This window comes from Stenotrophomonas sp. 1337 (genome assembly GCF_031455455.1).
In the GTDB taxonomy this organism is placed as follows: Bacteria; Pseudomonadota; Gammaproteobacteria; order Xanthomonadales; family Xanthomonadaceae; genus Stenotrophomonas; species Stenotrophomonas indicatrix.
The window spans coordinates 79,459-93,800 of the sequence record NZ_JAVDSR010000011.1 but is presented as its reverse complement, the minus strand read 5'-3'; the positions used below and the strand labels follow the sequence as shown (position 1 = coordinate 93,800).

Here is a 14,342-nt window from a genome sequence, read left to right as displayed (position 1 = left end):
GCAAGACTCCATTCCTTGGTGGTCGGCCGTGTGAACGGGCCGAACCTCCCCCCTGTGGGTGCGTAATCTACCGCAACCAACGACGCATGTATGCGTTTTCAGCCCCGTCAGGCCTCGCATCGCCCTTGGACGGTGGCGTATGCAGCGTACCGTCATCGCCCCCGGATGGGGGCGATTGCGTCAGGCGAGGTCGCCGCGCAGGGTGCGGACCTGCGCTTCCAGGGCGGCGGCATCGGTTGAATGGCCATCCACCGCCGGGGCGGCGACCACCTCCACTGTCGCCCGGAACCGGCGCGGCACGCGCATGCGGCCCAGACGGGTATCGCGGCGGCTCCACATGCTCGACCACATGCCGCGCAGGGCCATCGGCACCACCGGTACCGGACGGCGTTCGAGGATCTTCTCCACGCCGGATTTGAACGCTGCCATCGTGCCGTCGCGGGTCAGTGCGCCTTCCGGGAAGATGCATACCAGCTCGCCCTCGGCGAGTGCGGCGTCGACTTCATCGAACGCGCGCTGCATCAGGGCCGGGTCTTCGCGCGCACCAGCGATCGGAATCGCCTTGGCGGTGCGGAAGATCCAGCGCATGACCGGGATGTTGAAGATCTTGTAGTACATGACGAAGCGCACCGGGCGCGGGATCGTCGCCGACAGGATCAGCGCGTCCATGTAGCTGACGTGGTTGCAGACCAGCAGCGCGGCGCCCTCATCGGGCACGTTCGCTTCGATGCCGTGCGGGCGCAGCCGGTACAGCGTGCGCACCATCACCCAGCTGAGGAAGCGCATCAGGAATTCGGGGACGATGGTGAAGATGTAGATCGCCACCACGGCATTGGCGATGGCCAGTGCCAGGAACAGCTGCGGGATGGTCCAGCCGAGCAGGCGCTGGGTGAGCAGGCCGAGTACGGCCGCAGCGACGATGAAGCCGGAGTTCTGGATGTTCAGCGCAGCGAATACGCGCGACATCTCCGATTTCGGCGTGCGGCTCTGGATCAAAGCAAACAGCGGCACCACGAAGAAGCCGGTGAACAGGCCGATGCCGAGCAGGTCGATGATGATGCGGATGCTGCCGGCCTGGTGCACGAACTGGGTGACCGACAGGCCTTGCGCGGTGGCCTCACCGGCGCGTGCGAAGTACAGGTCCAGCAGGAAGGCGGTCATGCCGAACGCACCCAGCGGCACCAGGCCGATCTCCACCGTGCGCGCCGACAGCTTTTCGCACAGCAGCGAACCGACACCGGTGCCGACCGAGAACAGCGCCAGGGCGAAGATGTACAGGGTGGGCTCGCCACCGAGGTTGGTGACCGCATAGGACGGCAGCTGCGCGGTCAGGATGGTGCCGACGAACCAGAACCAGGACACGCCGAGGATGGCGTTGCGTACCGCCTTCTGTTTCCTGGCCATGCGCAGCACGGCCAGCGATTCGGGGATCGGGTTCCAGTTGATCTTCAGGTCCGGGGCGCCGGCATCCACCTTGGGAATCATGCGCGCGGCCAGGTTGCCGCAGATCGCCAGCGCGATGACAGCGGTGGCGGCCACGATCGGGCCATGGGTGCCTGCCAGGGTGAACACCAGGCCGCCGACGATCATGCCGGTCAGGATCGACATCGACGTGCCCATCTCGACCAGGCCATTGCCACCGGTCAGTTCTTCCGGACGCAGTACCGAGGGCAGCACCGAGTACTTCACCGGGCCGAACAGGGTGGACTGCAGGCCCGTGCAGAACAGGGCCACCAGCAGCACCGGCAGGCTCTCGGTGAGAAAGCCCACCGCAGCCAGCGTCATGATCACGATCTCCATGGTGGTGGTGATCACGATCAGCCGCGACTTCTCCAGCTTTTCGGCGATCTGCCCGGCCAGGGCGGAGAACAGGAAGTAGGGCAGGATGAACAGCGCCGGTGCCAGGTTGGTGTAGAGCGTGCGCTCGCTCTCGGCCACGCCCAGGTAGAACAGCAGGCCGATGATCGCCTGCCGGTACACGTTGTCGTTGAAGGCACCCAACCCCTGCACGATGAAGAACGGCAGGAAACGGCGCTGGCGCAGCAGGGCGAACTGGTTGTGACCGGACATGGAACCTCCTTGGACCGGCGCAGCCTAGCATCCCTGCCTGTCAGGCAGGGATGCGGTAGGTGCGGACCGTTGGTCCACACACCCCACCAACGCTCACACGATATCGTCGACGACGCCGCCATCGACCCGCAGCGCTGCGCCGGAGGTGGCCGACGCCTGCGGCGAGGCGAGGTAGACCACCATGTTGGCCACTTCCTCGACCGTGGCCGCGCGCTGGATCACCGATGCGGGACGATGGGCCATCACGAACTCACGGCCGATCTGTTCCAGCGGCTTGCCGGTGCGTGCACGCTCTTCTTCGAACATCGTTGCGAAGCCATCGGACAACGTCGGGCCGGGCAGCACCGCATTGACGGTGACACCGCTGCCGGCTACGCGCTTGGCCAGGCCGCGCGACAACGACAGCTGCGCGGTCTTGCTGACGCCGTAATGGATCATGTCGGCAGGAATGTTGCGTGCTGATTCGGAGGAGATGAACAGCACGCGGCCCCAACCGGCGTCGACCATCGCCGGCAGCAGGGCGCGCGACAGGCGCACGCCGGACATGACATTGGTCTGCCAGTATTGCTCCCAGGTGGCATCGTCGGTCTCGAAGAAGTCCTGCGGGCCGAAGATGCCGGCATTGTTGACCAGGATGTCGACGTTGCCCGGCAGGCCGGCCAGCAGCGCGTCGACCCCGCGGGCGTCGGACAGGTCGGCGGCCACGCCGAGCACGTTGGCGCCGGGAATTGCAGCCAGCAGGCGCTGCCGTGCGCGTTCCACGCTGTCGGTACTGCGGCCGTTGAGGATGACCTGCGCACCCGCGGCGGCAAGCCCCTGCGCGATGGCCAGACCGATGCCGGCGGTGGAGGCGGTGACCAGTGCGGTGCGGTCGTTGAGTTCGATCTTCATGGGGGAGATCCTGCGTGGGCGACACCGCAGTATCGGCGTCGGGGCGTGATCGGAATGCCCCCGTGCACGCAACACGATGTTGCACGGCCGACAGGGTCACGCCCGAATACCGCTCCAGTAGATCCACGCCACGCGTGGATGCCGCTCCAGTAGATCAAACCACGCGTGGATGCCGCTCCAGTAGATCAAGCCACGCGTGGATGCCACTCCAGTAGATCACGCCACGCGTGGATGCCACTCCAGTAGATCCACGCCACGCGTGGATGCCGCTCCAGTAGATCCACGCCACGCGTGGATGCCCTCCGCTCAGGCCAGGCCGCGCACCGCGCCATTGGCCGCTGCCCTCACCTTCGGCAACATCCGCAGCACCAGCGCCATCTGCGTGCGGATCAACTGCAGTTTCGGCGGCATCGTCTCATCGAGCTGCTCCAGTTCCGCGGCCACCGCACGATCGGCGTCGTTGTCCTCCTCCGACACCGGCTGCTGCGCCGTCAATGCCGATGCCAGCTGCTGCAGCGCTTTACGCACCCGCTCGCCGGCGGCCAGCGCGAGTGGATCGCCCGCGTAGCTGTCGACCTGGTCGCGGTGCGCACCCAGCGCTGACAGATGCCCGAGCAGGGTGTTGGACAACGCCAGGAAGTGGAAACCCGAATCGAGGTTGCGGCGCACGTGGCCCGGTTCGCGCAGCATGTTCGACAATGCGGTGGACAGTGCGGCATCGGCGTTGTGCATGTCGCGGCGGGCGATGCGGTAGGCCAGGTCGTCGCGCATGCCGCTGCGGTACTGGCCCAGCACCGATTCCAGATAACGGGCGGCGGTATCCAGCACCCGCGCCAGCACGCGGTGCAGCTGTCGACCCTGCCAGTCCGGCAGGATCAGGAACGCGGCCGCTGCGGCGATCGCGCACCCCAGGACCGTATCGACCATGCGCGGCACGATCAGCACGAAGCCGTCGCCGATCAGGTTGAAGCAGGTCAGCGCCATCACCGTGATGGCGGCCGAGGCGACCAGATAGCGGTCGGTACGGGTGAAGAAGAACAGCAGTGCCGACAGCAGTGCGATCAGCAGCTGGATCTCCAGCGTTGGGAACAGCTGCAGCAGCGCCCAGGTCAGCACCAGGCCGGCGAGCGTACCGACGATGCGCTGGGCCAGGCGCTGGCGGGTGGCACCGAAGCTGGGCCGGCACACGAACACGATCGTCAGCAGGACCCACGAGCCGTTCTGTGCATTGAACAGATGGATGGCAACGAAACCGGCGATCAGTGCCAGCGCCATGCGCAGGCCATGGCGGAACAATACCGAGCCGGGGGTGAGCTGCTGGCGCACGCGCACGCCCATTTCGCGCAGCGTGTGCGGGTTGCTGTCGCGCAGGCGGGTGTCGACGTTGTCCAGGCTGGCTTCGGAACGTTCGGCATCGAGCAGGCGGCGCTCGATGCTGCGCAGGTTGTGCACCAGCAGGTCCAGCGAGCCGAGCAGGCGCTGCCACTGCGGGCGTTGCTGGTCGCGCAGGTAGGCCAGGGCATCGGCCAGATCGCGCCCGGCCTGCTGGTTGCTCTCGCCGTAGACGAACGGACGACGCAGCCGGATCGCTTCGCCCAGCCGTGCGCAGGCCTGGCCCTGCAGGTCGAGCAGGCGCTGGCAGCGGTACAGCACGTCGCTGTGGAAGAACGCGTCGACCAGCGCGCCGTACGGGTAATGCGAGGAGCTGGCGCGCTCATGGAAATCCTGTGCCATGTAGTACAGGCGCAGGTACAGGCCGGAGTTGACGCCGGGCCGTCCGGAGCGGCCAAAGCGCGCCAGGATCGCCGTCTTCGCCTCGTTCAGCGCGCCGACCACGCGGCGGTTCTGTTCGGCCAGGTCGAGCTGGCGGCGCTGCAGGTCCGCCTCGCGTACGGGTTCGAACAGCGCGGCCTTGAGCTGCAGGTAACGGCCCAGTTCCACGTACAGGCGGGCCACGCGCTCGCGCACCGGCCGGTTGGCGAACAACGTGGTCCACAGGATCGACAGCAGCCCGTACCAGACCGCACCCGCAAGCAGGTGGCTGACTGCATCCAGCGCACTGTGCAGGTCATGGGCGCCATGCTGTTCCAGGCCGATCATGGTGTAGATGGCCAGCGTGACGGTCGCCTGGGCGATGGACGCGTAGCGCTCGCCCAGTGCACCGAGCAGTGTCAGGCCGAACGTGGACAGCGCCAGTGCCGCGATGAATATCCACGGCCAGGGGAACAGCCAGATCACCGACGCCGCTGCCAGACAGAAGCACAACAGCGACAGCAGCACGGCCTTGGTCCGACCCCACCAGTTGTCATCGGTCTCGGCAATCGCACTGGCGATGATGCCGAGGAACACGCCGGGCAGCGCGGTCAGCGCATCCAGATGCCAGCACACGGCCATGGCCGCGGTCAGGGCAATGAACACCCGCAGGCCATAGCTGGCCTTCTCGTGGGCCCACAGGCGGCTGAGGCGGGATTCGCGTGCGGACATGCAGGCTCGGCGAAAGGATCGGCCACCATTATTACGGGCCACGCGTGAAATCCGGTAGCGCCGCGCCATGCGCGGCAAGCGCGCGGCGCGGCGTGGCATGCAGCCGCCGGGCATGGCCCGGCGCTACCGAGGCCCGTTACATGTCGAACCGCACGCTGAGCGCGAAGGTGCGCGGCAGGCCGACGCCGGCATTGGACCAGTACCTGCGGTTGGCCAGGTTCTCCACGCTGGCACGCAGGGTCACCGGATGGCCGGAGGCCAGCAGGCGGTAACCGACGCCGGCATTGACGAGGGTGTAGTCGGGCAGCTTCAGGGTGTTGTCGGCGTCGTACCAGACATCGCCGTAGTAGCGCACTGCGGCATAGGTCTCCAGCCCTTCCACCCACGGCAGCTGGTAAGTGGCGTGCAGCACGCCGCTCCAGCGCGCAGCACCGACGGTACGGTTGCCTTCCTGCGCCGCGCTGCCCGGTGACAGCTTGTCGTAGGTCGGGTCCAGCCAGGTCACGCCACCGCCCACGGTCAGCGCATCGGTCAGGTGCAGGTCGGCGCTGGCTTCGACGCCTTCGTACAGGGTGATGCCATCCTGCACCAGGCGCTTGCCTGCATCGGTCAGCTGATCGATGTTGGCGCCACGTTCCAGGCGGAAGGCAGCGACGTTCGCGTTCCAGCGATTCGCTTCCACCTTGGCGCCGATCTCGTACTGCTTGCTGATGGTGGGGTCGAGCACATCGCCGGCATTGATGTAGCTGTTGCCTACGCGGCTGCCTGCTTCCAGCGACTCGATGTAGCTGGCATACAGGGTGACGGCCTCGCTGGGCTTGAACATGACCGCATAGGTCGGGGTGACCGGATAGGTGTGGTAGGCGCCCTTGGTCTCGAAGTCGTTGTAGCGCCAACCGGCCAGCACCGACCAGCCATGGCCGAGATCGACGGTATCGCTGACGAACACCGCCTGCTGCACGGTCTCGTCACCGCGGGTCATCACCCGGGAACCCACCGCGTCGTGACGGATGCCATGGCGCTGGTAGAGGTTGGCGCGGCCGATCAGGCTGAACTCGTAGGGACGGTCCCAGCCCAGCCCGGTCTGGTGGCTGACACCGGCCACCAGCTGGTGCTGCAGTGGGCCGGTGCCGAAGCGGCCCTGCACCAGTGCCTGTGCCAGCTTCCACTCGCTCTTGCCGCCGAGCTCATAGACGTTGACGGCATAGTCGCCGTTGGTATCGTCGATGTAGGCGAAGATCTTGTTGACGTCGTTCCACGAGGTGGTGACGCCATAGCTCAGGCTGGCCTTCCAGTCGCTGTTGATCTGCCAGTTCAGCGCGGTGGACAGCAGGCTGGAGCGGGTGTCGTAGTAGGTGCCGGGCACGCTGTTGTCGACATCGCCGGCGATCGGCCGCGGCAGTGAGGTCAGGTCACGGAAGTAGTACTGCGGTGATTCCTCGCGCAGGTCGCGCGACTGGAACACGCCGTCGAAGGTCCAGGTGAGCGCATCGCTCAGGCGCGCGTCCAGCGACAGTGCACCGACCTTGCGATCGACATGGCCACCGTTGAAGGTTTCGCCCTTTTCCTGGTATGCGTTGAAGCGGTAGCCGAACATCTGCTCGTTGCCGAAGCGGCCGCCGACGTCGATGCCGCCGCTGACGATGCCCTGCTCGCGCCAGCCGAGCTGGGCGGAGAAGGTCGGTACGTCGGTCGGCTTCTTGGTGATGTAGTTGACGATGCCGCCCGGCGCGCCGAAGCCGTACAGGAAACCTCCCGGACCCTTCAGCAGGTCGACCTGTTCCATCACTTCCAGCGGCCATTCGGTGCCCCAGGACGAGACCTGCAGACCGTTGACCCGGTAGCTGTCGAAATTCAGGTCGATGCCACGGTTGCGGATCGGCGAGCTCCAGCCACTGGCATAGGCGCTGACCTGGGTGGTGACCGAGGGGTCGAGCAGGAAGGCTTCGCCCAGCGACACGACCTGGCGCTGTTCGATCTGCTCACGGCCGACGGCGGTGATCGCGAACGGGGTATCACGCAGGGCGCGATCGCCGAGGGCGCCAGCCTCGGTATGGGTACGCTCGGCGATGACCTTGACCGCGTCCAGATCGGTGGCGCTGCGGGATCCGGCCGGGGCTTCGGCGTGTGCAGTGCAGGCGGCGGACAGCGCGACGGCCAGTACGGCCAGGCGGGGGGAGCGAATCGGCAACATCATGGAGATCCTCGGCGGGCGGCCACGGGCCATCCGCCCATGCAGGGGGGAAAGGTCGGTGGCTGGGATCACGCAGGCGTGCCGGGGACGGCAGCGGGGCGCCACAAGGGGGCGCAGGACCATGGCTGGATGAGAATTGTTCTCTTTTCGTTACAGCGCGTCAAATGCCATCGGCGTGCGGACCAACGGTCCGCACCCACCAGAGGCCGGTAGCGCCGGGCCATGCTCGGCGAGCGCGCAGCGCGGATTGCTGAAAGGCCGCCGGGCATGGCCCGGCGCTACCGAAGTCAGGCCCGCTGTGCGCGCCTGAGCAGCTTCGCTTCACGCCTGCGCGCGCGCCGCGCCTTCCAGCGCTCGGCCAGGCACGAGAAGATCACGTACAGCGCCGGCGTGCTGAGCAGGGTCAGGCTCTGCGAGAACAGCAGGCCGCCGATCATCGCGATGCCCAGCGGGCGACGCAGCTCTGAACCTTCGCCCAGGCCGATCGCCAGCGGCACCGCCGCCAGGATCGCCACCATCGTGGTCATCATGATCGGGCGGAAACGCACGATGCTGGCTTCACGGGCAGCATCGCGCGGAGTCAGCCCATGTTCGCGCTGCGCCACCAGGGCGAAGTCGATCATCATGATCGCGTTCTTCTTGACGATGCCGATCAGCAGCACCAGCGCGATCATCGAGATCACCGACAGTTCGGTGTTGGTGCCGAACAGCGCCAGCAACGCACCGACGCCGGCGGCCGGCAGGGTGGACAGGATCGTCACCGGGTGGATCAGGCTTTCGTACAGGATGCCCAGCACCAGGTAGACGGTGAGGATGGCTGCCAGCACCAGGATCAGCATGTCGCTGGGGTCGGAATTGAAGCCGAAGCCGGCGTCGTCGGCCAAGCGGATGTCGCCGGGCATGCGCATGCCGGCCACGGTGCTGTCGATGATGGCCTTGGCCTCGCCCATGCTGACGCCGGGGGCGAGGTTGTAGCTCAGGTCCATCGTCGTGTACTGGTTTTCATGGGTGATCTGCGAGGGCGCCAGGCCCGGCGCCTGGCGGGCCACCGCCGTGATCGGCACCATCTCGCCGTTGCGTGCACGCACATGCACTTCGTCCAGCGCCGAAGGCGTGGCGGTCTGCGACGGCAGCGCGTTGACCACCACACTGTACTGGTTGATGTCCGAGTAGATGGTGGAGATCTGGCGCTGGCCGAAGGCGCCGTACAACGCACCGTCGATGGCGCCGACCGAGATGCCCAGGCGCGCGGCCTTGGCCCGGTCGATCTCGATGTTCTGGCGCAGGCCAGCGTTGTCGACGTCGGTGCCGACATCACGCAGCTTCGGGTTCTTCTTCAATGCCGCCTGCAGTTTGGGCAGCCATTCCTGCAGTGCGGCCAGGTCGTTGCCCTGCAGCGAGACGCGGTACTGCGCGCCCTGGCTGTTGCCACCGCCATCGTTGCTGGGCAGGTCCTGGATCGCGCGCAGGCGCAGCTGCAGGTCCGGGTAGCGGTCGGCCTTCGCACTCAGCCGTGCCAGTGCGTGTGCGGTGGTTTCGCGGCGGCCTTCCTTGCGCGACTTCAGTTCCACGTTGAACTGCGCGCTGGAGCCCTGGCGGCCGCTGCCCAGGCGTACGCCCACGGTCTTCACCGCCGGGTCGGCCATCAGCATGTCGGTGATGCGGCGCTGGCGGCTGACCATGTCCTCGAAGGACACCGTCGCACTGGAATTGGCGCGGCCCCAGATCAGGCCGGTGTCCTGCGGCGGGAACGCGCCCTTCTTCACCGCACCGAACAGGAAGATGGTGACGCCGATCAGGATCAACGGCGTCAACGACAGCAGCAGTGCATGGCGCAGCGAAAAATCAAGGAACACGGTGTAGACGCGCAGCATCCGCTCGTGACCGGCATCGAGCCAGCGGCCGAAGCGCGACGGTGCCGCCGTGTGGTCGTGCGCGCTGAGGAAGCGGCTGCACAGCGCCGGGGTCAGCGTCAGCGAAACGATCATCGACACCACGATCGCCGCCACCAGGGTCACGGTGAATTCGCGGAAGAACGCGCCCATCATGCCGCTGGCGAACAGCAGCGGGATGAACACCGCCACCAGCGAAGCGGTGATCGAGACGATGGTGAAGCCGATTTCGCGCGCACCGGCGAAGGCCGCCTGCATCCGCGGCATGCCCTCGTCGAGGTGGCGCATGATGTTCTCGATCACCACGATCGCATCGTCGACCACGAAGCCGATCGCAATCACCAGCGCCAGCAGGCTCAGGTTGTTCAGGGTGAAGCCCATCACGTACATCACCAGCGCGGCACCGGCCAGCGAAAGCGGCACGGTGACCGCCGCGATCAGCGTCGGCGCCAACCGGCGCAGGAACAGCGCCATGGTCAGCACCACCATCGCCAGGCTGATCAGCAGGGTGATCTGCACTTCATGCAGCGACGACCGGATGGTCGGGGTGCGGTCGAAGTAGGGCGTCATCGTGGTGCCCGGCTGCAGGTAGTCGCGCAACGCGGGAATCTGCGCTTTCACCCGGTCCACGGTCTCGACGATGTTGGCGCCGGCGCGGGTGAACACATACATCACCACGGCCGGTTTGTGGTCGAACCACGCGGCCTGGTAGGCGTCCTGCTGGCCATCGTAGACGTTGGCGATGTCCTTCAGGCGGATCACCCGGCCATCGCCCTGGGTCTTGACCACCAGATCGGCGAAGTCGGCGGCGCGTGCGACCGAATCGTTGGCGATGATCGCCGTGGTGGTGTTGCCATCGCTGAGGAAGCCGGTGGGCGAGGTCACGTTGGCCGCGCGCACGGCATTGCGCAGGTCGTCGGCGGTCAGTCCCAGCGCGTTCATCAGGCGCAGGTTGACGTCCACACGCACCGCGGGCGTCGAGGCACCGGCGATATCCACCGAGGCGACGCCGCCGATCTGGCGGATGCGCTGGGCCAGCAGCGAATCGGCGACGTTGTACAGCTCATCGGCGGACTGCGTCTGCGAGGTCAGCGCGATGGCGATCACCGGATCGTCGTTCGGGTTCGCCTTCTGGTACATCGGCGAGCCCATGCCCGAGGGCAGGTCGGCCTGCGCCGAATTGATCGCGGTCTGTACGTCCAGCGCGGCCGAATCGATGTCGCGGTCGCTCTGGAAGATCATGAACACCAGCGAGCTGCCTTCCGAACTCGACGAGCGCATGCGGTCGATGCCCGGCAGCTGGCCGAGGTGGCGCTCCAGCGGCGCGGTCACCGTGGAGGCCATGGTCGCCGCATCCGCACCGGACTGGCTGGCGTGTACGAAGATCACCGGGATCTCGATGTTCGGCAGTGCCGACACGCCGAGCCGCAGGTAACAGATCACGCCGACCATGAACAAGCCGATGGCCAGCAGGGCGGTGCCGATCGGGCGGCGGATGAAGGGGCCGGACAGGTTCATCGTGCAGCCCCCCGAAGGTGCGGGGCCAGGGTCATGCCTGCGGCTCCTGCACCGTGCCATCGCGCAGCGCACGCAGCTCACGGCGACGGGCAAGCCATTCCGAGAAGCGTTCCATGTACAGGTAGATCACCGGCGTGGTGTACAGGGTTACCAGCTGCGACAGCAGCAGGCCGCCGACGATGGCGATGCCCAGCGGCCGACGCAGTTCCGAGCCGATGCCGGTGCCCAGCGCCAGCGGCAACGCGCCAAGCATGGCTGCAGCGGTGGTCATCATGATCGGGCGGAAGCGCAGCAGGCAGGCGCGGCGGATGGCTTCGCGCGCGTTGGCGCCGGTGCGCCGCGCCTCGATGGCGAAGTCGACCATCATGATGCCGTTCTTCTTGACGATGCCGATCAGCAGCACGATGCCGACGATGCCGTCCACCGACAGGCTCAGGCCGCAGACCATCAATGCCAGCAGCGCACCGACGCCGGCCGGCGGCAGGGTCGAGATGATCGTGATCGGGTGGATGTAGCTCTCGTACAGCACGCCCAGCACGATGTAGATCACCACCAGCGAGGCCAGCAGCAGCCACACCACGTCGGTCTGGCTGCCGGTGAATTCGGCGGCCTTGCCGATGAACTGCGCATGCACGTGCGCCGGCATGTCCAGGCTGGCCTTGGTCTCTTCGATGGCCTTGACCGCATCGGACAGCGAATAGCCAGCCGCGACGTTGAAGGAAACCGTCACCGCAGGCAGCTGCTGCTGGTGGCTGACCAGCAGCGGCGCGCTGGAAACCTTCGCCTCGGCCAGCGCCGACAACGGGATGATGCCGCCCGCACCGACGGTGATGCCGGTGTTCTGCGCACCGATACCGGTGGCGGTCGACGAGTTGGACGAGGTGACCTGGCCGAAGCTGGTCGCGTTGGTGCCGGTGAGGGCGCCGGCGCCGTTGGAGGCGACCGCCAGCTGTTCCATCAGCGCGGTGCTGGTGCGGAACTGCGGCGCCACTTCCAGCACCACCCGGTACTGGTTGAGCTCGGTGAAGATGGTCGAGATCTGGCGCTGGCCGAACGCATCGTAGAGGGTGTCGTCGATGGTCTGCATCGGCACGCCCAGCACGCTGGCCTTGTCGCGGTCGATGTTCAGTTCCAGTGCGCGGCCCTGGTTGGACAGGTTGTTGTCGACGTCGGCCAGTTCCGGGCGCTGGCGCAGCGCCTGGGTCAGGCGGTTGGCCTGCAGCGCGACTTCCGCGCTGTCCACGTCCGACAGCGAGTACTGGTACTCGGTGGCGGCCACGCGGGTGTCCAGGGTCACGTCCTGTACCGGCTTCAGGTACAGCGCCACGCCGGGAATACCGGCGACGGATTTCTGCAGGCGCGGCAGGATGTCTTCCAGCCCATCACGTTCGCCGCGCTCTTTCAGCACGATCGACAGCTGGCCCTGGTTGAGCGTGGGGTTCATGCTGCCGGCACCGATGAAGGCCGATACGCCGGTCACGTCCGGATCCCTGCGCAGCGCTTCGGCCACCTGCTGGGTGCGTTGCTCCATCTGCGGGAAGGCGATGTTCTGGTCGGCCTGGACCACGGCGGTGATCAGGCCGGTGTCCTGTTCGGGCAGCAGGCCCTTGGGAATCAGCACGTACAGCAGCACGGTCAGTACCAGCGCGGCCGCGGCCACGGCCAGGGTGAGCGGCTGGTGTTCCAGCACCCAGTCCAGGCTGCGCTCATACAGGCCGACGGTGCGCGTCCACAGGTTCTGCTTGCCGGCCGCGGCCGCACGTTCGTGCGCGTCTTCGCCCTCGGGCAGCGCATCGGGCTTGAGCAGGTAGGCGCACATCATCGGGGTGAGCGTCAGCGAGATCAGCATCGACAGCACCACCGCGATGCTCAGCACCCAGGCGAACTCGTGGAACAGGCGGCCGGTGACGCCGGGCATCAGCAGCAGCGGCAGGAACACCGCGACCAGTGAAACCGTCAGCGACAGCACGGTGAAGCCGATCTGGCGCGCACCGATCTCGGCCGCCTCCTTGCCGCTCTTGCCTTGTTCGATGTAGCGCACGATGTTCTCGATCATCACGATCGCATCGTCGACCACGAAGCCGGTGGCCACCACCAGCGCCATCAGCGAGAGGTTGTCCAGCGACATGCCGGTGAAGGCCATCACCGCGAAGGTGCCGGCCAGCGACAACGGCACTGCCACCGAGGGAATGATGGTGGCCCAGAATCGGCGCAGGAACACGAAGATCACCGCCACCACCAGGCCGATCGTCAGGATCAGGGTGAACTGCACTTCATGCACCGAGGCGCGGATGGTTTCGGTACGGTCGGAGAACACCTCCAGGTGCACGTCGGCCGGCAGTACGCCCTGCAGCTGCGGCAGCAGCGCGCGGATGCGCTCGACGGTCTGCACGATGTTGGCGCCCGGCTGCCGGCGCACTTCCAGCAGCACGGCCGGCTTGCCGTCGGCCCATGCCGCCAGCTGGTCGTTCTCCACGCCATCGATCACTTCGGCCACGTCGGACAGCCGCACCGGGCGGCCGTTCTTGTAGCTGATGATGGTGTCGCGGTACTCGGCGGCGCTGGCCAGCTGGTCGTTGGTGCCGATGCTGTAGGACTGGGTCTTGCCGTTCAGCGAGCCCTTCGGCGCATTGACGTTGGCCTGGGTGAGCGCGCTGCGCAGCTCTTCCAGGGTCAAGCCCATGTTGGACAGCTGCGCCGGATTGACCTGGATGCGCACGGCCGGACGCACGTTGCCGGCGATCGACACCAGGCCCACGCCCTGCACCTGCGACAGGCGTTGGGCGAGGATCGAGTCAGCGTAGTTGTTGACGTCGCGCAGCGGCCGCGTATCGGAGGTCAGTTTGAGGGTGACGATGGCCGCGTCGGCCGGGTTCACCCGGTTGTAGACCGGCTGGTACGGCAACGACGAGGGCAGGGTGGCCTGGCGGATCGCCGCCTGCACGTCCTGTGCGGCGATGTCGATGTCGCGGTCCATCGAGAACTGCAGGATGATCGTCGACAACCCCGCCGAGGAATCGGAGGTCATCAGTTCCAGCCCGGAGATCTGCCCGAACTGGCGCTCCAGCGGCGTGGTCACCAGCGAGGCCATGGTGGTGGCGTTGGCACCGGGGTACTGCGTGGTCACCACCAGGCTGGGCGCATCGATTTCCGGCAGCGCCGACACCGGCAGCTTGCGGTAACCGAGGATGCCCAGCAGCAACAAGCCCGCCATCAACAGCGAGGTGGCAATCGGGCGGCGGATGAAGATCGTCGAAAAGCCCACGGACTGATCCTTGCTGGCACTTCAATGG

At 66.7% G+C, this 14,342-nt stretch carries 6 protein-coding genes; all 6 read right to left on the bottom strand.

Annotated elements, in window-relative coordinates; genetic code table 11:
• Positions 1-180: 180 nt before the first annotated feature.
• The 6 genes from J2X70_RS15520 to J2X70_RS15495 all read right to left on the bottom strand — a co-directional run bounded on the left by J2X70_RS15520 (position 181) and on the right by J2X70_RS15495 (position 14,314).
• A complete protein-coding gene (locus tag J2X70_RS15520; RefSeq protein ID WP_105164770.1) occupies positions 181-2,070 on the bottom strand; it encodes an MFS transporter in 1,890 nt (629 codons plus the stop codon).
• A gap of 93 nt (positions 2,071-2,163) precedes the next feature.
• Positions 2,164-2,961: an SDR family oxidoreductase gene (locus tag J2X70_RS15515; protein ID WP_025874638.1), complete on the bottom strand. Its 798-nt coding sequence runs from the start codon at positions 2,959-2,961 to the stop codon at positions 2,164-2,166.
• Between the two features lie 306 nt (positions 2,962-3,267).
• Positions 3,268-5,445 (bottom strand): YccS family putative transporter, encoded by a 2,178-nt coding sequence (gene yccS, locus J2X70_RS15510; protein WP_032976661.1) that lies wholly within the window; start codon positions 5,443-5,445, stop codon positions 3,268-3,270.
• 136 nt (positions 5,446-5,581) lie between these two features.
• Positions 5,582-7,639, bottom strand: coding sequence for a TonB-dependent receptor (locus J2X70_RS15505; RefSeq protein ID WP_309911112.1), 2,058 nt, complete (start codon positions 7,637-7,639; stop codon positions 5,582-5,584).
• Positions 7,640-7,926: 287 nt separating this feature from the next.
• On the bottom strand, positions 7,927-11,049 hold the full coding sequence (locus J2X70_RS15500; RefSeq protein ID WP_025874641.1) for an efflux RND transporter permease subunit: 3,123 nt from the start codon (positions 11,047-11,049) through the stop codon (positions 7,927-7,929).
• Positions 11,050-11,080: 31 nt separating this feature from the next.
• Positions 11,081-14,314 (bottom strand): efflux RND transporter permease subunit, encoded by a 3,234-nt coding sequence (locus tag J2X70_RS15495; protein ID WP_140228516.1) that lies wholly within the window; start codon positions 14,312-14,314, stop codon positions 11,081-11,083.
• Positions 14,315-14,342: the final 28 nt, after the last annotated feature.

What these genes read in the sequence shown, in the direction of transcription:
- yccS (WP_032976661.1), bottom strand. Translation starts at nt 5,445, where the DNA reads ATGTCCGCACGCGAATCCCGCCTCAGCCGCCTGTGGGCCCACGAGAAG.
- J2X70_RS15520 (WP_105164770.1), bottom strand. Translation starts at nt 2,070, where the DNA reads ATGTCCGGTCACAACCAGTTCGCCCTGCTGCGCCAGCGCCGTTTCCTG.
- J2X70_RS15500 (WP_025874641.1), bottom strand. Translation starts at nt 11,049, where the DNA reads ATGAACCTGTCCGGCCCCTTCATCCGCCGCCCGATCGGCACCGCCCTG.
- J2X70_RS15505 (WP_309911112.1), bottom strand. Translation starts at nt 7,639, where the DNA reads ATGTTGCCGATTCGCTCCCCCCGCCTGGCCGTACTGGCCGTCGCGCTG.
- J2X70_RS15515 (WP_025874638.1), bottom strand. Translation starts at nt 2,961, where the DNA reads ATGAAGATCGAACTCAACGACCGCACCGCACTGGTCACCGCCTCCACC.